We start from the raw sequence: 23,661 nt of genomic DNA on the forward strand, positions 1-23,661 counted from the left end.
CTCGGGCCGGATGGCCATCCGGCCCGAGGCTCAATCGCTTCCATCGCACATAATCATCTCGTGCAGATACAAGGGGCGGCGCCGAGGTCCACAATTGGCGGGCTAGAATTCCTCGGAATGGCCGATAACCACACCATACTCCGCGGCCGAGTCCAGCATCGTGTGCCACAGGCTCTCGGCAAAAGTCGCGAACACCAGGAGGTTGAACACCGCCAGGCCATCTCGATCATTCCCACGCCTGAGCGTGACACTGGTGTGGTCAATCGACGTAGCCGCCGCCGCGCCAACCGGAAACGCATCGGGATGCAAATCGATCGACGACAGTTTCGCCAGCATCGCCCGCGCCTTGTCACCCGAGATGCTGATCAGCACGCGCGCATGCGACTGGTCGGACAGCGAGGCGGAAGATGCAAACGCCTGAGCGAGTGCTTCAGTCGAATGCTTGCCGCCCTTCGACAGCACGAAAAACTGATCCGGTCCCGACCAGATCAGCGTTGCGTCCGCCGCGCCGACTGCCGTCGGCGTTTCCGGAGCAGCAACGCCAAAGCGAACCTTCGCTGCCGTGGCCATGTCAGCCGCCTTACCGCGCCTCGCCATGATCTGGATCAGATCAAAATTGCGGATCTCGGTCAGCGAGACGCCGGCCTCGATACCGCGTGCACCATGCACGCCGGCAACAAGCGCCTTTTCAAGGGGACTGCGGGGAGCCCAGGAAAAATCAACCACGCTGGCGCCCTCCATCCGGATCGTAGAAGACGGGATTGCAGAGTTCGACATCGTAGTCTTCGCCGCGCAACGGGTCATGCGCATGCACGATCTCGCCGATGCGTTCGCGGCCGCGTTCGACAAGCGCGAGCCCGATCCACTGATCCAACGTCGGCGAGAAGCAGACCGAGGTGACATAGCCCTGGTCGTTGCCGGGGCCAGGTGTCTGTCCCTTCGGGATGATGTGCGCACCGGAGCGCAGCCGGCGTGCCTTGTCCGTCGGCTTGATGCCGACGACGACCTGCCGGTCCGGGGCTACCAGCGCCTCGCGTCCGGCCATGACGCGGCCGATATAGTCTTTCTTGGTCGACATCATCTTGCCCAGGCCAAGATCGGCCGCCGTTGTCGTGCCGCTCAGTTCCGGTCCGGCGATGTGCCCCTTTTCGACGCGCATGACGCCGAGCGCCTCGGTGCCGTAGGGCGTCACGCCGAATGGCGCGCCGGCCAGCATCAGATTGCGCGCCATGGCATCGCCAAAGCGCGCCGGCACTGAAATCTCGAAAGCCATCTCGCCTGAGAACGAGATGCGGAACAGCCGTGCCCTCAGGCCCCCGCGAAGTGCTACTTCGCGCGCGCCCATGAATGGGAAACCTTCGTTCGACAGGTCTTCCGCCGGATCGACGATCTCTTTAAGCAGGTCGCGTGTCTTCGGCCCGGCGATCGAGAATTGCGCCCACTGGTCTGAGACGGAAGTGAGCTGCACGTCGAACTCCGGGAACAGCACCTGGCGGCAGAATTCGAGATGCTGCATCACCAGCCCGGCCTTGGCCGTGGTGGTGGTGAGAAAATAGTGATCCTCGGCCAGACGCGACGTGGTGCCGTCGTCATAGACGATGCCGTCTTCGCGCAGCATCAGCCCATAGCGCGCCTTGCCAACTGCGAGGCTGGAGAAGGTGTTGATGTAGACGCGATCCAGGAAGGCGCCGGCATCGGGGCCGTGCACGTCGATCTTGCCGAGCGTCGAGACATCGCAGAAGCCGACGCCGCTGCGCACCGCCTTGACCTCGCGGGTCACCGATTCCAGCCAGTCCTTCTCGCCGGCGCGCGGGTACCATTGCGCACGCTTCCACAGGCCGGTGTCGACGAAGACGGCGCCCTGTTCGGCCGCCCAGTGGTGCGACGGCGTCAGCCGCGTCGCATGGAACGTCTCGTCGCGGTGATGGCCGGCGAAGGCGCCGATGGCGACCGGCACGTAAGGCGGCCGGTAGATCGTCGTGCCGGTCTCGGGGATCGAACGGCCGCTGACCGCGGCCATGATGGCGAGGCCGGCGACATTCGAGGTCTTGCCCTGGTCGGTCGCCATGCCGAGCGTCGTGTAGCGCTTCAGGTGCTCGACGGATTCAAAGCCTTCGCGTTGCGCCAGTTCGATGTCGGAGGCGGTGACGTCGTGCTGGTAATCGACAAAAGCCTTGCCCTTGCCGGCGACGTGCCAGAGCGGCGTCAGCGAGAATGCCTCGTCGTCGGCGGCAGGCGCGGTACCCACTATGCCGCTATGTCCGGTGTCACGCGCCGCTGCCGCGCCGGCGGCAAATCCCTGGCTCAGGCAGGCGCCGAGGCCGAAATCGCCATTGGCGGCGCCGGCGGCGACCATGCCGGGAGGCGCGCCGTCCGGCACGAAGGCAGATATGTGGTTCTGCCATTTCGGCCGGCCACGATGGTAGGAAGTCAGCCCGACAGCCGGGTTCCAGCCGCCGGAGACCGCGAGGCCGTCCGCTTCGACCTCGGCGCGCGCGCCACCGGTCAGCGAGACCGCGATTTTCCTGACGCCATCCTTGCCGCCATCGACCCCGCTGACGGAACCATGCAGCACCGGGAAGCCACCCTTGGAGGCCAGCGATCGATGCGCCGGCGACACTTCGGACCGTGCATCGATGACCGCCGCGATCTGCAGGCCGGCCCCGAGTGCAGTCTCGACCGTACGCCAGCCATCCTCATTGTTGGTGAACAGCGCGAGGCGCTTTGCCGGTGTCGCCGCATAGCGCGCGACATAGGTGCGCATGGCGGACGCCATCATAACACCGGGCGTGTCGTTGCCGGCAAAGACGATCGGCCGTTCGATAGCGCCGGCCGCGACGACGCAGCGCTTCGCCACGATCCGCCACAGCCGCTGTCGCACATGGTGCTCGGGCGGCGAGGGCAGGTGGTCGTTGACCCGCTCGATCGCGCCATAGGTACCGCCATCATAGACGCCGAACAATGTCGTGCGGGTCATGATGCGGACATCGGGCATATCGGCCAATTCAGCCAGCGTCCGCGACAGCCATTCGGCTGCCGGCACACCATCGATCGTGCCGCCATCCGACAGCAGGCGGCCGCCGGGGACAAAATCCTCTTCGCACAGGATGACGCGGGCACCAGCGCGGCCGGCTGCCAATGCCGCGGCCAGACCGGCCGGACCTGAACCGGCGATCAGCACATCGCAATGCGCCCATTCCTTGTCGTAGTGATCGGGATCGGCGATGCCTGAGGCACGGCCGAGGCCGGCGGCGCGGCGGATCGCCGGCTCGTAGATCGCTTCCCAGAACTTCGCCGGCCACATGAAGGTCTTGTAGTAGAAGCCGGCGACGAAGATCGGCGCGAACAGCTGGTTCACCGACATCACATCGTGGCGCAGCGACGGCCATCGGTTCTGGCTGGCGGCCTCGAGCCCGTCATAGAGTTCGGCTGTCGTCGCCTTGGTGTTCGGCTCGCGCCGTGCGCCGGTGCGCAGCTCGACCAGCGCGTTGGGTTCTTCCGAACCAGCGGTGAGAATACCGCGCGGGCGATGGTATTTGAACGATCGGCCGACCAGCTTGACGCCGTTGGCGATCAGCGCCGAGGCGAGCGTGTCGCCCTGGAAGCCGGAGAAAATCTTGCCGTCGAAACGGAAGTTCAGTGGCACCGAGCGGTCGATGAGACCGCCCGACGTGAGACGGTGAGATTGGCTGGAAGTCACGATTGCCGACCCTTCGTCGCTTCGATGTCATGCGGCAGGGTCGCGCTGCCCCTCATCGCCTTGCCGGGCACTTCTCCCCGTATAGTGACGGGGAGAAGGACGCTCTCGTCCAAGATTTCGCCAATCCTCAACGTTGCAGGAATAGCGGCCAGGTTGCAGCCAGCGGCCCTCTCCCCGTCCCGATACGGGGAGAGGATGCCGGCAGGCAGGTGAGGGGCGGCGCTGACTTGCACGAGAAAATTCATTTCGCGACCTGCCTCGCACCCACACCCACTGCCGGCTCGACCGTCGAAATCTCGTGCGTCAGCGTGTTGCGGGTGACCTTCAGCCAGGCCCGGCAGCCGCCGCCATGGTACCAGTATTCGCTGGTCGCGCCGGCGACATTGTCGCGCAGATAGACATAGTCGAAGACCTCGTCTTCCGAGGCGCCGGCTTCGGGCCGTACGGGCTTGGCGTCGCCGAGATAGGTGAACTCGCCGAGTTCGCGTTCGCCGCAGAAGGGACAGACAATGCGCATGCTGTTCTAGACCGCCTTCAATGCAGGTTCGGTTGGGCGCCCTGGCCCTTTTCGTCGATCATCGCACCAGTCCGGAACCGGTCGAGGCGGAACCGTGCGGCCTCTTCGTGCGATTCATCGCGGGCTAGAAGGTGGGCAAAGACAAAGCCGGAGCCCGGCGTTGCCTTGAAGCCGCCATAGCACCAGCCGGCGTTGAGATAGAGCCCGTCGACCGGTGTCTTGTCGATGATCGGCGAACCGTCCATCGACATGTCCATGATGCCGCCCCATTGGCGCAGCAGGCGCACGCGGCCGATCATCGGCATCAGCGCCATGCCGCCTTCGCAGACGTCCTCCATCACAGGCATGTTGCCGCGTTGGGCGTAGGAATTGTAGCCGTCTATATCGCCGCCGAAGACCAGCCCGCCCTTGTCCGACTGGCTGACGTAGAAATGGCCGGCGCCGAAGGTCATGACACCAGGGATGAGCGGCTTGATCGCCTCGGAGACGAAGGCCTGCAGCACATGGCTTTCGACCGGCAGGCGCAGGCCCGCCATCGCCGCGACGCGCGACGAACTTCCGGCAACAGCCATGCCGACCTTGCCGGCGCCGATCTTGCCGCGCGACGTCTCGACGCCGGTCACCTTGCCATTGGCGTCCCTGACGAAGCCGGTGACTTCGCAATTCTGGATGATGTCGACGCCGAGTTCGCTCGCCGCATGCGCATAGCCCCAGACCACCGCATCGTGCCGCGCCGTGCCGCCGCGCCGCTGCAACAGCCCGCCTTGCACGGGAAAGCGCGCATTGTCGAAGTTCAGGAACGGTATCATCTTCTTGACGGCAGCGAGGTCGAGCAGTTCGGCGTCGATGCCGTTGATGCGCATGGTGTTGCCGCGCCGCGCATAGGCGTCGCGCTGTGCGTCGGAGTGATAGAGGTTGATGACGCCGCGCTGGCTGACCATCGCATTGTAGTTGAGGTCCTGCTCCATCCGCTCCCACAGCTTCATCGACAATTCGTAGAAGCCGGTGTTGCCGGGCAGGCCGTAATTGGAGCGGATGATGGTGGTGTTGCGGCCGGCATTGCCGGAGCCGATCCAGCCTTTTTCGAGTACGGCGACATTCTTGATGCCGTACTCGCTGGCGAGAAACCAGGCGGTGGCCAGCCCGTGGCCGCCGCCGCCGATGATCACCACGTCGTAGCGATCCTTCGGCGTGGCGTCGCGCCAGGTGCGTTGCCAGTTCTTGTGGCCGGACAGGGCGGCGCGGGCGAGCGAAAAGATCGAATATTTCATCAGTTCATTCCGAGGTCGCTCGCGTCACGCTGGTGGTCAGATATCCAGCGTGTGGTCGCGCTCCCATTGCGTGAAGTGCGAAGCATAGGAATTCCATTCCTGGTGCTTCAGCTTTAGGTAGGCCGACGAGAATTCCTCACCCAGCGCCGCCTTGAGCGATTTGTCCTTGTCGAACTCTCGCAAGGCGTCGAGCAGGTTGAGCGGCAGTTTTGGAGCGCCCTTCACCGTGTGCCCATGCTGGTACATGTCGATGTCGTAGCGCTTGCCGGGATCGGCCTTCGAGCGGATGCCGTCGAGGCCAGCGGCGATGATAACCGCCTGCAGCAGATAAGGGTTGGCAGCACCATCCGGCAGCCGCAGCTCGAAGCGGCCGGGGCCGGGCACGCGCACCATGTGGGTCCGGTTGTTGCCGGTCCAGGTCACCGTGTTCGGCGCCCAGGTCGCGCCCGAGATGGTGCGCGGCGCGTTGATGCGCTTGTAGGAGTTGACCGTCGGGTTGGTGATCGCGGCAAGCGCGGAAGCATGCTTCATGATGCCGCCGAGGAAATTCCGGCCCTTGGCCGACAGGCCGAGCTCCATCGATTTTTCGGCGAAAACGTTGGTCTTGCCCGATTTGTCCCAGACCGAGATATGGGCATGGCAGCCATTGCCGGTCAGGCCCTGGAAGGGTTTGGGCATGAAAGTCGCGCGCAGGCCGTGCTTCTCGGCAATCGACTTGACCATGAATTTGAAGAACGAGTGCTTGTCGGCGGTCGCCAGCGCGTCGTCGAAGGCCCAGTTCATCTCGAATTGGCCGTTGGCATCCTCGTGGTCGTTCTGGTAGGCGCCCCAGCCGAGCGCCAGCATGTGGTCGCAGATCTCGGCGATGACGTCATAGCGGCGCATCACCGCTTGCTGGTCGTAGCAGGGCTTTGAGGCCGTGTCGTATTCGTCGGAAATCGTCTTGCCGTCGGGCGAGATCAGGAAGAACTCGGCCTCGACGCCGGTCTTGACGTGCATGCCGTCGCTGGCGGCTTCCGCGATCAGCCGCTTCAGCGTGTTGCGCGGCGCCTGGTCGACCTCCTTGTCGTCCATGATGCAGTTGGCCGCGACCCAGGCGACCTCAGGCTTCCACGGCAGCTGGATCACCGAATCCGGATCCGGCACCGCCAGCATGTCGGGATGTGCCGGCGTCAGGTCCAGCCAGGTGGCGAACCCGGCAAAGCCGGCGCCGTCCTTCTGCATGTCGGCGATTGCCTGCGCCGGCACCAGCTTGGCACGCTGGCCACTGAACAGGTCAGTGTAGGAAATCATGAAATATTTGACGTTTTTCGCCCTTGCGAATTCTGCAAGATCAGTTGCCACGCTAGTTCCCCATTTTTATCGATTGTTGTTCCCGAGTATGCGGGAGTCGGCCCTTCGTTGATCAGAAGCCGTTCTTCCCCGGTATCCAGTTGGTGCCGGCCAGCGGCACGCCGGCCATGGCGGCTGCCTCGATCGTCAGCGCGACGAGGTCCTCGGGTTCGAGATTGTGCAGGCTGTTCTTGCCGCACGCGCGGGCGATCGTTTGCGCTTCCAGCGTCATCACCTTGAGGTAATTCGCCAGCCGGCGTCCGGCGGCCACAGGGTCGACCCGCTTCATCAATTCCGGGTCCTGCGTGGTGATGCCGGCGGGGTCGCGCCCCTCGTGCCAGTCGTCATAGGCGCCGGCGGTGGTGCCGAGCTCGTTATACTCCGCCTCCCAGCGGGGATCGTTGTCGCCGAGCGCGACAAGGGCAGCCGTACCGATCGAGACCGCGTCGACGCCGAGCGCCAGCGCCTTGGCGACATCGGCGCCGTTGCGGATACCACCGGAGACGATCAGCTGCACTTTGCGGTGCATGCCCAGATCCTGCAGCGCCTGCACCGCCGGCCTGATGCAGGCAAGCGTCGGCATACCGACATTTTCGATGAACACTTCCTGGGTGGCGGCGGTGCCGCCCTGCATGCCGTCGACGACAACGACATCGGCGCCGGCCTTCACGGCAAGCGCGGTGTCGTAGTAGGGCCGGGCGCCGCCGACCTTGACGTAGATCGGCTTTTCCCAGTCGGTGATTTCGCGGAGTTCGAGGATCTTGATCTCGAGATCGTCGGGTCCGGTCCAGTCGGGATGGCGCGAGGCCGAGCGCTGGTCGATGCCCTTGGGCAGCGTGCGCATCTCGGCGACGCGGTCGGAAATCTTCTGGCCAAGCAGCATGCCGCCGCCGCCCGGCTTGGCGCCCTGGCCGACGACGACTTCGATCGCATCGGCGCGGCGCAAATCGCGCGGGTTCATGCCGTAGCGCGACGGCAGATATTGATAGACCAGCTGCTTTGAATGGCCGCGCTCTTCCTCGGTCATGCCGCCGTCGCCCGTCGTGGTCGAGGTGCCCGACAGGGTCGCGCCGCGCCCGAGTGCCTCCTTGGCGGGGCCTGACAGTGAGCCGAAGCTCATGCCGGCGATGGTGATCGGGATCTTTAGCTCGATCGGCTTCTTGGCATGGCGAGAGCCGAGCACGACCGATGTGTCGCAGCGCTCGCGATAGCCTTCGAGCGGATAGCGCGAGATCGATGCGCCGAGGAACAGAAGGTCGTCGAAATGCGGCAGCTTGCGCTTGGCGCCGGCGCCGCGGATGTCATAGATGCCGGTCGCCGCGGCACGGCGGATTTCGGAAAGCGTATAGTCGTCGAAGGTCGCGGATTTGCGCGGCGTCGTCGGCGGGTTCCTGTAGGTCATGCTGCCTCAATACGCGTCGGCGTTGTCGATATTGAAATTGTAGAGGGTGCGCGCCGAGCCGTAGCGCTTGAACTCCGACGGCTTGACGCCGATGACACCTGCGCGGTCGAGCAGGCCTTGCAGCAATTCCACATGCTCAGCCCGCATCTCCTTGGCGATGCAGTCGGCACCCAGGCTGTCGACCTTGCCGCGCACGAAGAGCCGCGCCTCGTAGATGGAATCGCCCAGCGCATCGCCGGCATCGCCCAGCACCACCAGATTGCCCGACTGCGCCATGAAGGCCGACATGTGGCCGATATTGCCGTGCACGACGATGTCGATGCCCTTCATCGAGATGCCGCAGCGCGACGACGCATTGCCTTCGATGACCAGCAGGCCGCCCTTGCCGGTGGCGCCGGCATACTGGCTGGCGTCGCCTTTGATGGTGATCGAGCCCGACATCATGTTCTCGCCGACGCCGGGGCCTGCCGAGCCATGCACGGTGATGGTGCTGCCGGAATTCATGCCGCCGCAGTAATAGCCGACGCTGCCACGCACATCGATGGCAACAGGCTGGTCGACGCCGACGGCGACCGAATGGCTGCCTTTCGGGTTCAGCACTTCCCAGGCCGTTTCATTCGAGCCGGGCGACAGATTGTGCAGCGCCTGGTTGAGTTCGCGCAGCGACGATTGGTCAAGATCGAAGACCCGAGGGTCATGTGCTGCGGTCTTTGAAAGCGTGGTTGCCGGCATGAATTCAATGCTCCCAGAAATAGACGGTTGCGGGCTCGGGTTCCCAGACCCTCGCATTGTCTATGCCGGGCAGTTTGGTCAGCGCGCGATATTCCGAGCCGAAGGCGACATACTGGTCGGTTTCGGCCATCACGGCGGGCTTGCAGGCGATCGGATCGCGCACCACGCCAAAACCGTTCTTGGTGCCGACGACGAAGGTGAAGAAGCCGTCGAGGTCGGAGAGCGTGCCTTCCAGCGCCTCGCCGAGATTCTTGCCATGCGCCATCTGCGACGAAAGATAGGCGGCGGCCACTTCAGTGTCGTTCTCGGTCTCGAAGGTCATGCCTTCACGGATCAACTCGCGGCGGACGTTGTTGTGGTTCGACAGCGAGCCATTGTGCACCAGGCACTGGTCGGCGCCGGTCGAGAACGGATGCGCGCCCATCGTCGTCACCGCCGATTCCGTTGCCATGCGGGTATGGCCGATGCCATGCGTGCCGGTCATCTTGCGGACGTCGAAGCGATCGACGACGGCCTCCGGCAGGCCGACTTCCTTGTAGATCTCGACAACGTCGCCGGCGCCCATGATGCGGATGTCGGGGCGCAGCGCCTGGATGGTTTCGCGCGCTTCATCGATCTTGGCCGGCGTGGTCCTGACGACCGCATGGGTGGATTTCACCGCGATCGTCACCGGCGTGCCGATGGCCTTGGCGAGCTCCGCCTCAAGGCCGCGGAAATCGCGGTCGGGCTTGGCGGACTGGATGGTGATCTTGGCCTCATTCTTGGAAGGCGCGCCATAGATGGCGATACCGGCACTGTCCGGACCGCGGTCGCTGAGGGAGATCAGCATCTGCGACAGCATCGCACCAAGCTGGGGTTCCAGCGACTTGTCCTTCAAAAACAGTCCGACAATTCCACACATGTCAGCCTCCCGATGTTTGTAGCTAAGAGATCGTTTGTAGCTAAGAGAGGATGTATCGAATGAGCTGCACAAATTCAATCGTATGAAAAAAATATTCCTCTAGTTACCTATGCGGCTCAATGCCGCTCTGCGCACTGTCGCCGTCTCGCCGGGCATTGTGAACCCATTTGGCGGTGCGGATGCGGGCGAGCTTGTAGGCGTCGAGAATCGACAAGGCATAGATCAGGAAGCCGCCGGCGTGACGGCCGACAAAGCTGGCATCCGACGGTGCGATCTTGGCCGTCGCCCATGCCAGGATCACCATGAAGAAAAGGAACTGAAGGCCGCGCACCGGCACGCCGAGAATGACGTGCCCGCTTCCCGGCAGCACGATTGCGGCGCCGAGAACCAGATAGGGATTGGTGGGTGCCGTGGTGGGACTGGTCATGCGGCTTGCCGTTCGCTTTTGTTGATGGCGTCGCGAAGCGCCGACACCGACACCAGCAGTCTTTCGATCAGCGCGGGATCGAGTGTGGCGTCGCCAAACTCGGCCTGCCGGAACACACCGTAGCGCGCCCGTTCGGCTTCGGCCAGCAGCCACACGATGCGTACCCCTTTCGGGGTGATCAGCAGTTCCTTGGCGCGCCCTTCGGAAAAAATCCTGAGGTGGCCGGCGATGGTCTCCAGTGGGAAGTGGACGCCCCTGCGATCCGTCCGCAACACGGCCTCGGCCGGAAATGCCGAACTCTTCGGCAGCGTGTGGTCGAGATGATCGAAATTGGAGAAGGTCGTCGGCGACCCCGGCCGCATCATCATATCGAAGGTGCCGGGCACGGCCACCGGCTCGGTGATCGAAACACTGAGCCAGCGCGCCGGCAGTTTCCGCGTCGCCAGTGTGTCGACGATGGTGCGCACCTGGACACGTTTGCTGTTCCAGGACCCTTCCCAGGTGATGACACCGGCGGTGCCGTCCGAGACATTGGCTGCGTCGGCGATGGCTGTGCGGATGCGGTCCTGCTCGACGGCAAGCGCCATCGATGCCCTGTTGCGGCTGGCACGCGCCTGCCAGGCAAGGTGGAGAACGATAGCCAGGACAATGGCTCCGGCCAGCAGTGCTGATGTCAGCTCGGACATTTTCTCATGCCACGCCCATCCAGGATACGGACCGGCCTACTCCCATCAATAACCCTGCGGCTTCGGCCACGGCATGGTGAACTGATCGCCGCGCCGCACGAATTTGTAGCGATAGAAATGGAACCACAGTGAGATCAGGAAATAGAAGGCGACCATGGCGATCAGTTGCGAGCCGAAGCCGAGGAAGATGGCGAAGAAGGTCACCACGCACAGGCAAAACAGCACGATGGCCGGGATCGGGTGGAAGGGGTGCGTGTAGCCGCGGCGGATCGAGCCGAGCGGCCACTTCTTGCGGAACATGATGATGTTGATGCTCATGAACGTGTATTGCAGCACGCCCGACAGGATCGAGAAGGTGATCGCCTGGTTGAGGTCGGCGATGAAGGCGAAGGCCAGCGCGATCGGCAGCAGGAACAGGATCGAACGATAGGGCGTGCGATATCTCGGATGCACGGCCGAGAACCATGTCGGCAGATAGCGGTCGCGGCCGAGCGAGAACCAGGCGCGCGCCGCATCGTTGATGCAGCCATTGGCGGAGGCCATTGCAGCAAGCAGCGTGGCGACGAACAACAGGTTCTCGAGCAGCGGGCTGCCAGTCAGCTTGCCGGCGTCCCACAGCGGATAATAGGTGATGCCGAGATATTCCCATGGCATCATCGAGGCGCAGACATACCAGGTCATGGCGGCGGCGATCAAAAGCGTGATCATGCCGGCCATGGTGCCGTAAGGCAGCGAGCGGGCCGGCGAGCGCACTTCCTCGGCGGCCTGTGTGGTGCCTTCGATGCCGAGATAGTACCAGATGCCGAACTGGAAGGCGGCGATGACGCCGATCCAGCCATAGGGGAGCGCATTGCCTGGCGTGACCAGCTCGTTCAGCTTCAGCACGGCGCCTTGCGTCCACGGGCTGACCGAAAAGAACAGGATGACGATCGAGATATAGGCGACCGCTGTGATGACGAAGTTGACATTGAGCGTCATCAGCACGCCGCGATAGTTCAGCCACGCCAGCACGACGATGGTCGCGGCGATGAAGGAATTGTGGGTGAGCCCTTCGACGCCGGCCTTGGCGACGATGGTGTCGCCGAGCAGGATGGCGTCGGATACTTCGAGCATGGTGTAGGCAAAGACCAGGAACAGCGCGACGTTGAACGCCATCAGCGGTCCGACGATGTGCTTTGCCTGCGCATACTGGCCGCCGGCGGCGGCCACGGTCGATGTCACCTCGGAATCGATCATGGCGACCGAGGTGTAGAGCAATCCCACGACCCAGCAGACGATCAGCGCGGCCAGTGCGCCACCCTTGTCCGCCGAGAAATTCCAGCCGGTGAATTCGCCGACCAGGACGATGCCGACGCCGAGCGCCCAGACATGGGCCGGTCCGAGCACGCGCAGGAGTGAGACTCTGTCACCTTGGGCAGCCGGTTCAAGTGCGATCGTCATTGTTCAATCCTCACTCAGATCCGGTGTTTTTCGGAAGTGGCTTCCAGTTCGCCCTCGCGAGACGAGGTCAGCACCTCTTCGGAGAAGGTCGTGTCAACCTTGAACCAGTCGTAGAGCATCCACAAAGCGAGCACGATCGAGATGCCCCAGCATGCGTAAGAGAGTGCAACCCACATGATCGTGTCCCCCGATTAAATCGTCCTCAGAACTCTTACTTGTCGTCGAATTTTTCGTTGATGACGTCGCGATATTCGCGGTCTGATGCACGAAACAGGAAAACGAAATAACCGATCAGCACCGCCGCCATGATGATCAGCGTCGGCCAGTCGATGACATAGTGGAAGCGGTTCTGGATGATGTCGTGCGCGGTCTCGGGCGTATAGCCGAGCTTTTCCCAGATAGACGCCATGGTCGGGTTCTGGCCTAGCGCTTCCCAGGTCTTGGCGTCGAGCGCGTCGATGGATTTCGCCGCGCCGGCGAGGCCCAGCTTGAGCGGTAGCCACAGTGCCACGAAAATGGCGACCACGACGACGGCAATGTCGAAAACCTGCCCGGCCTTGCTTTGCTCCGGCGGCGTGTAGCGGGACATCTCTTCTACCCCTCAGGACTTGCGGTTCAGGACTTGCGGTTGCGGAACGCGTCGGCGTTCTTGATATCGAGCCCGTAGATGAATTCCTTGTCTTCCTTGTAGTGTTTGACCATCGCCAGGATGGCGGCCGTGTTGAAGATCAGCACGGCGGCGGCGGCGATCGCGACCACGGCCTTGATGCCGCTGTGCGGGATGTAGGGCCATGTCATGAGGAGGACGAAGAGGATCGTCGCCCACAGGCAGACGATCAGGAGCGCGGCTCCGCGCACGTCGGAACGATACAGCGCTTCGATGCGCTGTTGCATGTCTGACATCGGTTTCTCCCCTTTTCCGCCGTCCGGTTCCGAATCCCCCGTCCGTCGTCCTCTTTCAACAGAGTGAAATTTTTTTCATAAGTTCTGTCTGAATCCCGCAATTGTCAAGCGCGATTTACGTGGGGTTAACCGTTTGGTTTGCGCGGCGGATTTTGCCTGACAATGAAATTAATTGCTTATGGGTATTGCGGCGCCCGGAGGTTTGCGATCAATATTCGGCCAAGGCTCCCGCCGCTGCGCAGGGGGCAGGGAACAGCAGAGCATTATCGAAACGGAGGACGAGCGGATGACGGCATCCTGGAGATTTTCGACCCTGGCGGATCGGCACCGAGCGCTCGGTTCGAAGCTCGAAGACTGGAGCGGCATGGGAACCGCCTGGACCTACGACAAGGATGCCGACGAGGAGTACATCGCCATCCGCACCAAGGCTGGTCTGATGGATGTCTCCGGCCTCAAGAAGGTCCACATATCAGGGCCGCATGCCTCACACCTGATCGACCTGGCGACGACGCGCGATGTCGAAAAGATCTATCCCGGCAAGTCGGCCTATGCCTGCATGCTGAACGAGGCGGGAAAATTCACCGACGATTGCATCCTCTACCGCATCGGCCCCAATGCATGGATGGTCGTGCATGGTTCGGGCACCGGCCATGAGGAGTTGCAGCGTGCTTCGGTAGGGCGCGACGTGTCGCTGCGCTTCGACGACAATCTGCACGATCTGTCGCTGCAGGGTCCGACAGCAGTCGACTATCTAGCCAAGCATGTGCCGGGCATTCGCGACCTCAACTATTTCCATCACATGCAGACGCAACTGTTCGGCTTGCCCGTCATGATATCGCGCACCGGCTATACCGGCGAGCGCGGTTACGAGATCTTCTGCCGCGGCCAGGATGCCGGCACGATCTGGGACAGGATCCTCGACGAGGGCAAGAGCGCCGGCATCATTCCGTGCCGCTTCACCACGCTCGACATGCTGCGCGTCGAAAGTTATCTGCTCTTCTACCCCTACGACAATTCGCAGAAGTATCCGTTTGAGAACGAAGGTCCGGGCGACACGCTGTGGGAACTCGGCCTCGACTTCACCGTCAGCCCCGGCAAGACCGGCTTTCGCGGCGCCGAGGAGCACTATCGTCTGAAGGGCAAGGAGCGCTTCAAGATCTATGGCGTGCTGCTCGACGGCAAGGAGCCGGCCGATGAAGGAGCGCCGGTCTATCGCGACGGCAAAAAGGTCGGCGTGGTGACCTGTGCCATGTATTCGCCGCTGGTCGAGAAATCGATGGGCATCGCCCGGCTCGACGTGGACTGCGCGGTCAAGGACACCAAGCTCGAAATCCGCAACAAGAGCGGTGCCATCAAGGCGACGGCGCAGCCGCTTCCCTTCGATGATCCCAAGAAGACCAAGCGCACGGCGAAAGGTTGAGGCATAGTCAACAGCGAGGGGTTCGAGCAATTCCAGGAAAAGTGTGAAACGGTTTTCCGTCCGGAATTGCGTCGAAGCAAAGAGATAGAGCGGTCCGCCGTTTCTATGAAACGGTGAAGCGCTCGAAGGCACGAAGACATAAATGGCAGCCAAAAGTATCATCAGCCGGCCCGTTTACGGAACCTTGTCTCCGCAACCCGGCAAGCATCATCTTTTCATCGCGGACGCGGAAGGGGCGCTGGCGATCGCGGAGATGGCCGGGAGGGCGCCGCCCGGGTTTTTCGACGACGCCGAAATCGTCTTCATTCCCGGGCTTGACGGCAAACATGCCGTCGCGCTCGAAGCGTTGAAGCCGGCGCAGCTCCATCAGGCGCCGTCCTTCGCCAGCCTGCTGCCACGGCTCAGGCAGACACTGGCCAACGCGCATATGGGCCTGCGGCTCTACCTCGCCGGCACCGAGGGTCTGATCGGCCAGGCGATGCAGGTGGCGCTTGAAGCCGGCATCGACCACACTTCGATCCAGACCGAGCACCGCGGCTCGCTGGCGCGGCGCATGCAATGTGTCCATTGCAAGGGCATCACCGAGAATGTGACGACGCAGCCGGCGACCTGCGCGCATTGCGGCCTGCTGCTTCTGGTGCGCGACCATTATTCCAGGCGCATCGCAGCCTTCCAGGGCGTCTGCATCAATGCGGAAGATCGCTCGGAGATTCCTCCGATGGAGGAGATTTTTCGATGAGCACCGGAACAACAAAACTCGATGTCGTTGTCAGCGACGTCGTCCCGGTCAACGACCTCGTCACCCGCTTCCATTTTCGCCGGCGCGACGGGCAGCTTTTGCCGACTTTTTCCGGCGGCGCCCATGTCGTGGTCGAGATGCGCGACGGCGAACGCACCAGGCTCAATCCCTATTCGCTGATGGGCTCGCCGCTCGATACGCGCGAATACACGATCTCGGTGCGGCGCGACGATGTCGGCCGTGGCGGCTCGCTGTTCATGCACCGGAGCGTCAAGCCGGGCATGGAGATGGTGGTCAGCTACCCCGTCAACCTGTTCTCGCTCGACCTGCGCGCCAAAAAGCATCTGATGCTGGCCGGCGGCATCGGCATCACGCCGTTCATGGCGCAGACCGCTCAGCTTGCGGCGGAAGGCGGCAATTTCGAACTGCACTACACCTGCCGCACCGCATCGCTCGGCACCTATGCCGATGTGCTGCGCGAGCGCTACGACCGCCGGGTCAGGCTCTATCATGACGACCTTGAGGAGCGCATCGAACTCGACCGGTTGCTGTCGACACAGCCGCTCGGCACGCATCTCTATGTCTGCGGCCCGGCCGGCATGATCAACTGGGTGCGTGATCGCGCGGCAAGCCTCGGCTGGCCGGCGGAGACCGTGCATTTCGAACATTTCGCGGCACCCCAGCCCGGACTGCCGTTCGACGTGACGCTTGCCGTCAGCGGCAAGTCGATCAGGGTCGATGAGCAGCAGAGCCTCTTGGAAGCGATCGAGGCGGCCGGCGTCGATCCGCCCTATCTCTGCCGCGGCGGCGTCTGCGGCCAGTGCGAAACCAACGTCATCTCTTGCGACGGCAAGTTCATCCACAACGACCACTGGCTGAGTGAGGAAGAGCACCGTTCGGGCAAGAAGATCATGCCGTGCGTGTCGCGCTTCGAGGGCCGGTCACTGGTCCTGGAACGGTAGGAGAAAATCATGGGCATCACCTTTCGCAAGGAAACGTTCCGCGACGACTTCACCTTCAAGAACAGCCCGGAGCACATCAGGCGCTTCCCGTTTCCGTTCCACGAAGACGCCTACATGTATGCGGTCAACATCGAGCCGCATGTCGTCGGACCCAGGGGCAGCGTGCTGGAAAACCTGATCGACGTCGATGAGCACTATGTCGCCGAGATGCAGGACCGCGCGCTGGTGCTGGCCGAGGATCCGCTGCGCTGCCAGTCGCTGCCGCACATGACGCTGGCCGGCTGGGATCTGCTCGAGCTTTTGATGGAGCAGCAGGCGCTGGGCTATCCCGAGCATTTCACGCTGACCCGCGACGGCGATCGCTGGCGCTGGATCAACCGGCCGCTCGGTATCGACGACACCTTCACTTTCGGCGACACCTCGACGCTACCTTACGGCCCGATGGAATACATCACCCGGCAAAGCCAGGGCGATTTCTGCATCCTCGACCAGCGCGACGGCAATCTGTGGATGGATGCCGGCATGGTCACCACCCAGGCCGACTGGTCGCTCGATTTCGACATCGGCATGAACTTCTTCGAATGGCATGCGCCGGTGCCGCTGGCGCATGAGAAGGGGATTTTCGTCAGGGCGCTGAAATTCCTCACCAACATCCAGCAGGGCAAGCCGGCGCGGCGCCTGAACTGGACGATGACCATCAATCCGCGCCTCGACACCAGCCCCGAGAACTACCACAAATGGGGTCCGGACCGGGCGACGGTGACGCCGGACAATGTCGGCGACAAGGTGCATCTGCGTGTCGAGCTGCAGAGTTTCTGGCGACTGCCGCGCTCCAACGGCATCGTCTTCCCGATCCGCTGCTATCTGATCAAGATGGATGAGCTGGCGACGCAGCCCAAATGGGCACGGCGCCTGCACCGCGTCATCCGCGACCTGCCTGACGAACTCGCCAACTACAAGGGCCTGACACGCTATCGCCCGGCGTTGGTCGAGTGGCTGTCGAAGCTCGACGATGGGAGCGCGACGAGCCCAGGGTTTGGGCCGGATTGAATAGCTGATGTTGGCGCTGCCCCCAAAGCAGCCAATCTCCCCCCAAGAGGGGGAGATGCCCGGCAGGGCAGAGGGGGGCGCCGTGGAGCGCCTGCCTTGCCCAATCTCCACCTCCGCGCTTACGACGCGTCGCCCAGCCCAGCCACAATCACGACATGCTGGCAGACATTGTCGATATCGCGAATGACATCGTCGTTCCAGAAGCGCAGGACCGTCCAGCCCAGCGCTTCGAATTTGGCGGTTCTTGCAGCGTCCGATTCCGACGTTTCGGCCCGGCCATGCTGGGAACCATCAAGCTCGACGATCAGCTTTTTGTCCGGGCATGCAAAATCGACGATATGGCCGGCGATAGGCATCTGGCGCCGAAACCCCAGTCCCATCAGCCTGTGTGCCCTGATCTCATTCCAAAGCTTGAGTTCGGCATCGGTCATCACCTTGCGCATCGTGCGCGCATTGCGGCGGCTGTTGGCGGATACCAGATTGTGCGTCATCGCGGTTCGCCCCCCTCTGTCCTGCCGGACATCTCCCCCTCCAGGGGGGAGATCGAATGTCACTTCAGCTTTCGCCAATCACCAGTGCAAAAGAGGAGCCGTCGCGAAGCCGATCTCCTCACGAGAGACCAAGGGGAGATCGAGTCCCGCTTAACCCGCGCTCTGCGGATAGCAAATAATCGACAGATAGCGCATCGGCAGTTTCGTCAGTTGCTCCGGCCCGTGCGGCGCGTCGGCGTCGAAGAACAGGCTGTCGCCGGGCTTCATCGGGTAGAGGTTGCTGCCGTGCCGGTAAACGACCTCGCCTTCGAGCATGTAGAGGAACTCCATGCCCTCATGCTGGAAGGTCGGGAACACATCGGAATCCTCGGTCAGCGTGATCAGATAGGGCTCGACGACGACGCCGCTGGTGTTGGATCCGATATGGCCGAGCAGGTTATACTGGTGGCCGGCGCGGGTGCCGCGGCGCTCGACATCGAGACCTTGGCCGGCCTTGACGAAGACGGCGCTGCGCTCTTCCTCGAAGCGGCGGAAGAAGGCGGTGACCGGAACGCCGAGCGCCCGCGACAGTGCCTGCAAGGTGGTCAGCGACGGCGAGGTGATACCATTCTCGATCTTCGACAGCATGCCGAGCGAAATGTCGGTGGCGACCGCGAGATCAGCCACGGTGATGCCGAGCTTCTTGCGGAACGCCCGCACCTCGCGGCCGATCGCCACCTCCAGCACTTTTTCGCGCGTGTCGCGAATGGCATGCGGGTTCTGCGTCAGCGGCGCGCGGATGGTCTTGCCGTCGGCTGAAACCTTTGGCAGCGGCTTGGCCGTCGCACCGGCGAGACCAGCCTTGGGATCGGAAACCTTCTTCGCCATGTCGCCCCGGCACTCCTGGGATTTATTTCACTCTAGGTGAACATGTCAGGTGCCGATACAGGAGCGCAACTGCGACGGCAAGTCGCGTGAACGCGCATGCGCATGATAATGATGTTTGGCCGCGTCCGGTTTTTCGCGGGAAATCCACATCGGCGAAACCTTGTTTCAGCATCGGGCTGTTGACAGCACGAAAGGGCCAATTACTGTCCTGTGAGTGAAATTTGTTTCGTAAGAGCAATTCCGGGAAAAGCGCATAGCGCTTTCCCCTTGGGAATTGCGTCAAGACAAAAGTCGAAACCAGATCGGGAGGCCTGCCATGAAAAGTCGCGTTGCCGTCATCGGAGCCGGCCCGTCCGGCCTGGCACAGCTCAGGGCCTTCAAGTCGGCGGCCGACAAGGGCGCCGACATTCCCGAGATCGTCTGCTTCGAAAAGCAGTCGGACTGGGGCGGCCTGTGGAACTACACCTGGCGCACGGGCCTCGACGAGCATGGCGATCCGGTGCACGGCTCGATGTACCGCTATCTCTGGTCGAACGGACCGAAGGAGTGCCTGGAATTCGCCGACTACACTTTCGAGGAGCATTTCGGCCGGCCGATCGGCTCCTATCCGCCGCGCGCCGTGCTGTGGGACTACATCAAGGGCCGCGTCGAGAAATCCGGCCTGCGCAAATGGGTGCGCTTCAACAGCCCGGTGCGCATGGTGACGTTTTCGGACGAGACGAAGAAATTCACCGTCACCGCGCATGACCGCACCAACGACGTCACCTATTCCGAAGAGTTCGACAATGTCGTCGTCGCTTCCGGGCATTTCTCGGTGCCCAACGTACCCTATTTCGAGGGCTTTTCGACCTTCAACGGCCGCATCCTGCATAGCCACGATTTCCGCGACGCGATGGAGTTCAAGGGCAAGGATATATTGATCATCGGCCGCTCCTATTCGGCCGAGGACATCGGCTCGCAATGCTACAAATATGGCGCCAAATCGATCACCTCCAGCTACCGCTCGAAGCCGATGGGCTTCAAATGGCCGGAGAATTGGCAGGAAGTGCCGCTGCTGCAGAAGGTCGTAGGCAAGACAGCCCACTTCAAGGACGGCACCACTAGGGATGTCGACGCCATCATCCTGTGCACCGGCTACCTGCACTCCTTCCCCTTCCTCACCGACGATCTGAAGCTCAAGACAGCCAACCGCATGTGGCCGCTCGACCTCTATGAAGGCGTCGTCTGGGAGAAGAACCCGCAGCTTTCCTATATCGGCATGCAGGATCAGTTCTACACCTTCAACATGTTCGACGCGCAGGCCTGGTTCGCCCGCGACGTCATCATGGGCCGCATCAAGCTGCCCTCGGCCGAGGCGATGGCTGCGCACGGCGCGAAATGGAGGGCGCGTGAGGAAACGCTCGAAGACGCCGAGCAGATGATCTGGTTCCAGGGCGACTACACCAAGGAATTGATGGACCAGACCGATTATCCGGGCTTCGACGTCGAGGCGGTCAACCAGACCTTCATGGAATGGGAACACCACAAGGCGGAGAACATCATGGGCTTCCGCGACCACGCCTACCGCTCGCTGATGACCGGGACCATGGCGCCGCTGCATCATACGCCGTGGCTGCAGGCGCTGGACGATTCGATGGAGAGCTATCTCGAGGTGAAGGGCGTCGCGGCGGAGTAGGGCGGCGCCTGCTACCCCAGCCTTGCCCTGGCTTTCGCCGTCCAGGCGCCGAACAGCCGGTCGGCGACAATGCCGATGAAGGCGATGGCTAGGCCCGCGACGATGCCGCGGCCGGAATCGGCTTTGGACAGCGCGATGAACACTTCCTGGCCGAGATCGCGGGTGCCGACCATGGCGCAGATGATGATCATCGCCAGCGCCATCAGGATCGTCTGGTTGACGCCAAGCATGATCTCCGGCAGCGCCAGCGGCAGTTGCACGCGAAAGAAGGTCTGGCGTGGCGTGCACCCGGAAACCTTGGCTGCCTCGATCAGCGCCGGTGGCACCTGCCTGATGCCGTGATTGGTGTAGCGGATCGCCGGCACCACGGCGAAGGCGATGGTGGCGATCATCGCCGTGACGTCGCCGACCCGAAACAGCATCACCACCGGAATGATGAAGCAGAAGGATGGCAGCACCTGCAGCGTGTCGATGACGGGCGTGACGATCTTCTCGAAACGGTCGCTGCGCGAAGCCATCAGCCCGATGGGGATGCCGATCAGGCACGCGATGAAAGCAGAGATGCCGCAGAGATAGACGGTCGCCATGGTCTTTTCCCACAGGCCGGTGATGGCGCAGAAAGCGGTCAGCGCCGCGACAAGGACAGCCAGCCGCAGGCCGGAGAGCTGATAGCCGGCAAGCCCGAGCAGGAACACCGCGCCCAGCCAGGGAAACCCTTCACAAAAGGCGCGCAACGGGTTCAGCAAATTAAGGATCAGCGCCACGCGAAATGCTTCAATCGTGTCGAAGAAATTGATCGTCACCCAGTTCACCGCTGCTTTCCACAGCGGCGCGGTGGTGAAGGTGATCGCCTTCGGCACCGCCGCGAAGGCCGGCACGAACAGGCCGAGAAATGTCGTCACCACAAGGATGGCGATCGCCAGCGTCAGATTGGGATAGCGCTGCCAGAGGCTCGGGCCCGCCTGCTGATGGGTATTCCCCTTTGCCTGCTTGTGCGCGATGGCCTGGCTCAGACGGTCGAGCGCAATGGCCAGCGCAACGATGGCAAGGCCGGCTTCCATCGCCTCGCCGACCTTCAGCGCGCGCAGCGCCAGAAGCACGTCGTAACCGAGGCCGCCAGCGCCGATCATCGAGGCGATGATCACCATGTTCAGCGCCAGCATGATCACTTGGTTGACGCCGACCATCAGTGTCGGCCGCGCCGACGGCAGCAGCACTCGCCACAGTTTCTGCCGCGCCGTGCAGCCGGCCATTTCGCTGAAATCGTCGATCTCCGACGGCACCCGCGACAGGCCCAGCATCGTCGCCCGCACCATCGGCGGCGTGGCGAAAATGGCGGTCGCGATCATCGCCGAGACCGGGCTGTTGCCGAACAGCAGCAGCATCGGGATGAGATAGGCGAAGGTCGGAATCGTCTGCATCAGGTCGAGGGCAGGGGAGACGATAAGCCTTTCGGCCCATGGCTTGCGCCACGCCCAGATGCCGGCGAACAGCCCGGTGACGATACAGAACGGCACGGCGATGGAGATCAGCGCCAGCGTCAGCATGGCGCTCGTCCATTGGCCGAACAGGGCGATGTAGAGGAAGCAGCCGCCGACCAGCAGGCTGAGTTTTCTGCCGCCAACGGCATGACCGGCGAGGAAGGCGGCAGCGCAGACGCCGACCCAGGACAGGCGCGGCAGGACAGAGGCGTCAGCACCGTGGCCGATCTTGAAATTCTTGGCCAGCAGATTGAGCGCGAAATCGAGGGGAACGCCGAGCACCGCGGTGATCGAGCGGGTCAGCCAGGACAGGTTCGACTTGATCCAGCGCATCAGCGCGCTGACCCAATCGGCGACCGGCACGACGGCGCTTGCCGGATAGTTGACGGCCCAGGGCAGGCGGTCCTGCAGCAAGAACACGACAAGCACGGCGGCAAGCGCGAACACCCAGACCAGCAGCCAGACCTGAATCGGTCGCGACCGCGTCTCGCTGGCGCTTGCTGTCACCGTCATGCGCCGACCCTTGAGCGATCGATGCCGGCCAGCAAATCGATCACCGCTTGCGGCGTCACCTCGCCGATCGGCTTGCCGGTGCCGTTGACCACCGCGAACGGCTTGTTGGCGGCAACGATACCGGCCGAGAAGCTGGCGATCTTGGCATCTGGGGCAACGGTGCCGCCATGCTCCGAGCCGTCGCAGGCGCGCATTAGGCTGCGTGCCGAGATCACCTTGGCGCGGTCGACGTCGCGGGTGAATTCGGCGACATAGTCGGTCGCCGGATTGACCACCAACTCCTCCGGCGTGCCGATCTGGATGACCTCGCCATCCTTCATGATGGCGATGCGGTCGGCCAGCCGGATCGCCTCGTCGAAATCATGGGTGATGAAGACGATGGTCTTGTGCAGCATGGTTTGCAGCCGCATCAGCTCATCCTGCATTTCGCGGCGGATCAGCGGGTCGAGCGCCGAGAACGGCTCGTCGAGGAACCAGATTTCCGGTTTTGTCGCGAGGCTTCGGGCGATGCCGACCCGCTGCTGCTGGCCGCCGGACAATTCGCGCGGATAGAAATGCTCGCGGCCGCGCAGGCCGACAAGTTCGATCACCTCGCGCGCCCTTGCTTCGCGCGTCTGCCGATCCTGCCCCTGGATGCTGAGCGGGAAGGCGATGTTCTCCAGCACGTTGAGATGCGGCAGCAGGGCAAAATTCTGGAACACCATGCCCATGCGGTGTCGTCGCAACTCGATCAGCGCTGCATCCGAAATCTTCAGCAGATCCTTGCCTTCGAATTCGACCTTGCCGTGGGTCGGCTCGACAAGCCTCGACATGCAGCGCACCAGCGTTGACTTGCCGGAGCCCGACAGGCCCATGATGATGAAAATCTCGCCCTGGCGGATTTCGAGGTCGACGGCGCGCACCGCGCCGACCAGCCCGGCGGCGGTGACGTCGGCCATGCTGGCCTTGCCGTCGCGTTCGCGGATGAAATTGGCCGCGTTCGATCCGAACAGCTTCCAGACATTGCGGCAGGCAAGTTTTATCGGGCGGGCATCTTTTGGCGTGCACGCCCCCTTGGCGCCCTGTTCAGCCTTGTCCGTCATTCAAACGTCCTTCTGGAACACCAAGAACCGAGGTCCGGCTGATCAGCAGCCGGGTCTCATCTTCCAGTCG

Annotated in this window: 23 protein-coding genes; 5 read left to right on the top strand and 18 right to left on the bottom strand. The window is 62.8% G+C overall.

Features of this window, described 5'->3' with window-relative positions; translation table 11 throughout:
- Positions 1–102: 102 nt before the first annotated feature.
- The 14 genes from AC0L3E_RS10700 to AC0L3E_RS10765 form a co-directional block, all read right to left on the bottom strand.
- Complete coding sequence (locus tag AC0L3E_RS10700; protein WP_473604765.1) at positions 103–726, bottom strand: sarcosine oxidase subunit gamma; 624 nt, start codon at positions 724–726, stop codon at positions 103–105.
- Positions 719–3,700 carry a sarcosine oxidase subunit alpha gene (locus tag AC0L3E_RS10705; protein WP_473604766.1) on the bottom strand — a complete coding sequence of 994 codons (2,982 nt, stop codon included), beginning with the start codon at positions 3,698–3,700 and terminating at the stop codon, positions 719–721. Before AC0L3E_RS10705 ends, AC0L3E_RS10700 begins: the two co-directional genes overlap by 8 nt.
- 241 nt (positions 3,701–3,941) lie before the next feature.
- Positions 3,942–4,217 carry a sarcosine oxidase subunit delta gene (locus tag AC0L3E_RS10710; RefSeq protein WP_127328491.1) on the bottom strand — a complete coding sequence of 92 codons (276 nt, stop codon included), beginning with the start codon at positions 4,215–4,217 and terminating at the stop codon, positions 3,942–3,944.
- A 17-nt stretch (positions 4,218–4,234) separates the two neighbouring features.
- Positions 4,235–5,488: a sarcosine oxidase subunit beta family protein gene (locus AC0L3E_RS10715; RefSeq protein ID WP_473604767.1), complete on the bottom strand. Its 1,254-nt coding sequence runs from the start codon at positions 5,486–5,488 to the stop codon at positions 4,235–4,237.
- Positions 5,489–5,524: 36 nt separating this feature from the next.
- A complete protein-coding gene (gene glnT / locus AC0L3E_RS10720) occupies positions 5,525–6,832 on the bottom strand; it encodes a type III glutamate--ammonia ligase (RefSeq protein WP_473604768.1) in 1,308 nt (435 codons plus the stop codon).
- 61 nt (positions 6,833–6,893) lie between these two features.
- The gene (locus AC0L3E_RS10725) at positions 6,894–8,222 is read right to left on the bottom strand and encodes an FMN-binding glutamate synthase family protein (protein WP_127255237.1); all 1,329 of its coding nucleotides are present in this window, start codon (positions 8,220–8,222) and stop codon (positions 6,894–6,896) included.
- Between the two features lie 6 nt (positions 8,223–8,228).
- Entirely contained in the window at positions 8,229–8,954 is a 726-nt protein-coding gene (locus AC0L3E_RS10730; RefSeq protein WP_473604769.1) for a GltB/FmdC/FwdC-like GXGXG domain-containing protein, read from the bottom strand.
- Between the two features lie 4 nt (positions 8,955–8,958).
- Complete coding sequence (locus AC0L3E_RS10735) at positions 8,959–9,855, bottom strand: class II glutamine amidotransferase (RefSeq protein ID WP_063167616.1); 897 nt, start codon at positions 9,853–9,855, stop codon at positions 8,959–8,961.
- Positions 9,856–9,958: 103 nt separating this feature from the next.
- Entirely contained in the window at positions 9,959–10,282 is a 324-nt protein-coding gene (locus AC0L3E_RS10740; protein WP_256745840.1) for a hypothetical protein, read from the bottom strand.
- Positions 10,279–10,968, bottom strand: a complete 690-nt coding sequence (locus AC0L3E_RS10745; protein ID WP_473604770.1) for a hypothetical protein — start codon at positions 10,966–10,968, stop codon at positions 10,279–10,281. The genes AC0L3E_RS10740 and AC0L3E_RS10745 overlap by 4 nt, the downstream gene beginning before the upstream one ends.
- A 45-nt stretch (positions 10,969–11,013) precedes the next feature.
- Entirely contained in the window at positions 11,014–12,408 is a 1,395-nt protein-coding gene (locus tag AC0L3E_RS10750; RefSeq protein ID WP_127267811.1) for an APC family permease, read from the bottom strand.
- Between the two features lie 14 nt (positions 12,409–12,422).
- On the bottom strand, positions 12,423–12,584 hold the full coding sequence (locus tag AC0L3E_RS10755) for a hypothetical protein (RefSeq protein ID WP_013532900.1): 162 nt from the start codon (positions 12,582–12,584) through the stop codon (positions 12,423–12,425).
- A 35-nt stretch (positions 12,585–12,619) separates the two neighbouring features.
- The gene (locus AC0L3E_RS10760) at positions 12,620–12,997 is read right to left on the bottom strand and encodes a hypothetical protein (protein ID WP_013532899.1); all 378 of its coding nucleotides are present in this window, start codon (positions 12,995–12,997) and stop codon (positions 12,620–12,622) included.
- Positions 12,998–13,023: 26 nt separating this feature from the next.
- Complete coding sequence (locus tag AC0L3E_RS10765) at positions 13,024–13,311, bottom strand: hypothetical protein (protein WP_027036059.1); 288 nt, start codon at positions 13,309–13,311, stop codon at positions 13,024–13,026.
- 286 nt (positions 13,312–13,597) lie between these two features.
- Between AC0L3E_RS10765 and AC0L3E_RS10770 the strand changes: the two genes are divergently transcribed.
- The 4 genes from AC0L3E_RS10770 to AC0L3E_RS10785 all read left to right on the top strand — a co-directional run bounded on the left by AC0L3E_RS10770 (position 13,598) and on the right by AC0L3E_RS10785 (position 17,482).
- The gene (locus tag AC0L3E_RS10770; RefSeq protein ID WP_473604771.1) at positions 13,598–14,731 is read left to right on the top strand and encodes an aminomethyl transferase family protein; all 1,134 of its coding nucleotides are present in this window, start codon (positions 13,598–13,600) and stop codon (positions 14,729–14,731) included.
- 142 nt (positions 14,732–14,873) lie between these two features.
- A complete protein-coding gene (locus tag AC0L3E_RS10775) occupies positions 14,874–15,470 on the top strand; it encodes a dimethylamine monooxygenase subunit DmmA family protein (RefSeq protein WP_473604772.1) in 597 nt (198 codons plus the stop codon).
- Positions 15,467–16,432, top strand: a complete 966-nt coding sequence (locus AC0L3E_RS10780; RefSeq protein WP_473604773.1) for a PDR/VanB family oxidoreductase — start codon at positions 15,467–15,469, stop codon at positions 16,430–16,432. Before AC0L3E_RS10775 ends, AC0L3E_RS10780 begins: the two co-directional genes overlap by 4 nt.
- Positions 16,433–16,441: 9 nt before the next feature.
- Positions 16,442–17,482, top strand: coding sequence for a heme-dependent oxidative N-demethylase family protein (locus tag AC0L3E_RS10785; protein ID WP_127328482.1), 1,041 nt, complete (start codon positions 16,442–16,444; stop codon positions 17,480–17,482).
- A 119-nt stretch (positions 17,483–17,601) separates the two neighbouring features.
- Here the strand turns inward: AC0L3E_RS10785 and AC0L3E_RS10790 are convergent, their stop codons facing one another.
- On the bottom strand, positions 17,602–17,973 hold the full coding sequence (locus tag AC0L3E_RS10790; protein WP_127320072.1) for an endonuclease domain-containing protein: 372 nt from the start codon (positions 17,971–17,973) through the stop codon (positions 17,602–17,604).
- A 150-nt stretch (positions 17,974–18,123) separates the two neighbouring features.
- The gene (locus AC0L3E_RS10795) at positions 18,124–18,840 is read right to left on the bottom strand and encodes a helix-turn-helix domain-containing protein (protein WP_127270283.1); all 717 of its coding nucleotides are present in this window, start codon (positions 18,838–18,840) and stop codon (positions 18,124–18,126) included.
- A gap of 316 nt (positions 18,841–19,156) precedes the next feature.
- On the opposite strand from AC0L3E_RS10795, the gene AC0L3E_RS10800 reads away from it, so the two are divergent.
- A complete protein-coding gene (locus AC0L3E_RS10800; protein ID WP_128307693.1) occupies positions 19,157–20,515 on the top strand; it encodes an NAD(P)-binding domain-containing protein in 1,359 nt (452 codons plus the stop codon).
- A gap of 11 nt (positions 20,516–20,526) precedes the next feature.
- Here the strand turns inward: AC0L3E_RS10800 and AC0L3E_RS10805 are convergent, their stop codons facing one another.
- Together AC0L3E_RS10805 and AC0L3E_RS10810 are read right to left on the bottom strand one after the other, a co-directional pair.
- A complete protein-coding gene (locus tag AC0L3E_RS10805; RefSeq protein WP_128307694.1) occupies positions 20,527–22,509 on the bottom strand; it encodes an ABC transporter permease in 1,983 nt (660 codons plus the stop codon).
- Positions 22,506–23,591: a quaternary amine ABC transporter ATP-binding protein gene (locus tag AC0L3E_RS10810; protein WP_128307695.1), complete on the bottom strand. Its 1,086-nt coding sequence runs from the start codon at positions 23,589–23,591 to the stop codon at positions 22,506–22,508. Before AC0L3E_RS10810 ends, AC0L3E_RS10805 begins: the two co-directional genes overlap by 4 nt.
- Positions 23,592–23,661 lie beyond the last annotated feature (70 nt).

It is taken from the genome of Mesorhizobium sp. WSM4822, assembly GCF_055811155.1.

What these genes read in the sequence shown, in the direction of transcription:
- AC0L3E_RS10730 (WP_473604769.1), bottom strand. Translation starts at nt 8,954, where the DNA reads ATGCCGGCAACCACGCTTTCAAAGACCGCAGCACATGACCCTCGGGTC.
- AC0L3E_RS10755 (WP_013532900.1), bottom strand. Translation starts at nt 12,584, where the DNA reads ATGTGGGTTGCACTCTCTTACGCATGCTGGGGCATCTCGATCGTGCTC.
- AC0L3E_RS10805 (WP_128307694.1), bottom strand. Translation starts at nt 22,509, where the DNA reads ATGACGGTGACAGCAAGCGCCAGCGAGACGCGGTCGCGACCGATTCAG.
- AC0L3E_RS10735 (WP_063167616.1), bottom strand. Translation starts at nt 9,855, where the DNA reads ATGTGTGGAATTGTCGGACTGTTTTTGAAGGACAAGTCGCTGGAACCC.
- AC0L3E_RS10780 (WP_473604773.1), top strand. Translation starts at nt 15,467, where the DNA reads ATGAGCACCGGAACAACAAAACTCGATGTCGTTGTCAGCGACGTCGTC.
- AC0L3E_RS10770 (WP_473604771.1), top strand. Translation starts at nt 13,598, where the DNA reads ATGACGGCATCCTGGAGATTTTCGACCCTGGCGGATCGGCACCGAGCG.
- AC0L3E_RS10785 (WP_127328482.1), top strand. Translation starts at nt 16,442, where the DNA reads ATGGGCATCACCTTTCGCAAGGAAACGTTCCGCGACGACTTCACCTTC.
- AC0L3E_RS10800 (WP_128307693.1), top strand. Translation starts at nt 19,157, where the DNA reads ATGAAAAGTCGCGTTGCCGTCATCGGAGCCGGCCCGTCCGGCCTGGCA.
- AC0L3E_RS10790 (WP_127320072.1), bottom strand. Translation starts at nt 17,973, where the DNA reads ATGACGCACAATCTGGTATCCGCCAACAGCCGCCGCAATGCGCGCACG.
- AC0L3E_RS10710 (WP_127328491.1), bottom strand. Translation starts at nt 4,217, where the DNA reads ATGCGCATTGTCTGTCCCTTCTGCGGCGAACGCGAACTCGGCGAGTTC.
- AC0L3E_RS10740 (WP_256745840.1), bottom strand. Translation starts at nt 10,282, where the DNA reads ATGACCAGTCCCACCACGGCACCCACCAATCCCTATCTGGTTCTCGGC.
- AC0L3E_RS10750 (WP_127267811.1), bottom strand. Translation starts at nt 12,408, where the DNA reads ATGACGATCGCACTTGAACCGGCTGCCCAAGGTGACAGAGTCTCACTC.
- AC0L3E_RS10715 (WP_473604767.1), bottom strand. Translation starts at nt 5,488, where the DNA reads ATGAAATATTCGATCTTTTCGCTCGCCCGCGCCGCCCTGTCCGGCCAC.
- AC0L3E_RS10775 (WP_473604772.1), top strand. Translation starts at nt 14,874, where the DNA reads ATGGCAGCCAAAAGTATCATCAGCCGGCCCGTTTACGGAACCTTGTCT.
- AC0L3E_RS10725 (WP_127255237.1), bottom strand. Translation starts at nt 8,222, where the DNA reads ATGACCTACAGGAACCCGCCGACGACGCCGCGCAAATCCGCGACCTTC.
- AC0L3E_RS10760 (WP_013532899.1), bottom strand. Translation starts at nt 12,997, where the DNA reads ATGTCCCGCTACACGCCGCCGGAGCAAAGCAAGGCCGGGCAGGTTTTC.
- AC0L3E_RS10810 (WP_128307695.1), bottom strand. Translation starts at nt 23,591, where the DNA reads ATGACGGACAAGGCTGAACAGGGCGCCAAGGGGGCGTGCACGCCAAAA.
- AC0L3E_RS10745 (WP_473604770.1), bottom strand. Translation starts at nt 10,968, where the DNA reads ATGTCCGAGCTGACATCAGCACTGCTGGCCGGAGCCATTGTCCTGGCT.
- AC0L3E_RS10795 (WP_127270283.1), bottom strand. Translation starts at nt 18,840, where the DNA reads ATGGCGAAGAAGGTTTCCGATCCCAAGGCTGGTCTCGCCGGTGCGACG.
- AC0L3E_RS10765 (WP_027036059.1), bottom strand. Translation starts at nt 13,311, where the DNA reads ATGTCAGACATGCAACAGCGCATCGAAGCGCTGTATCGTTCCGACGTG.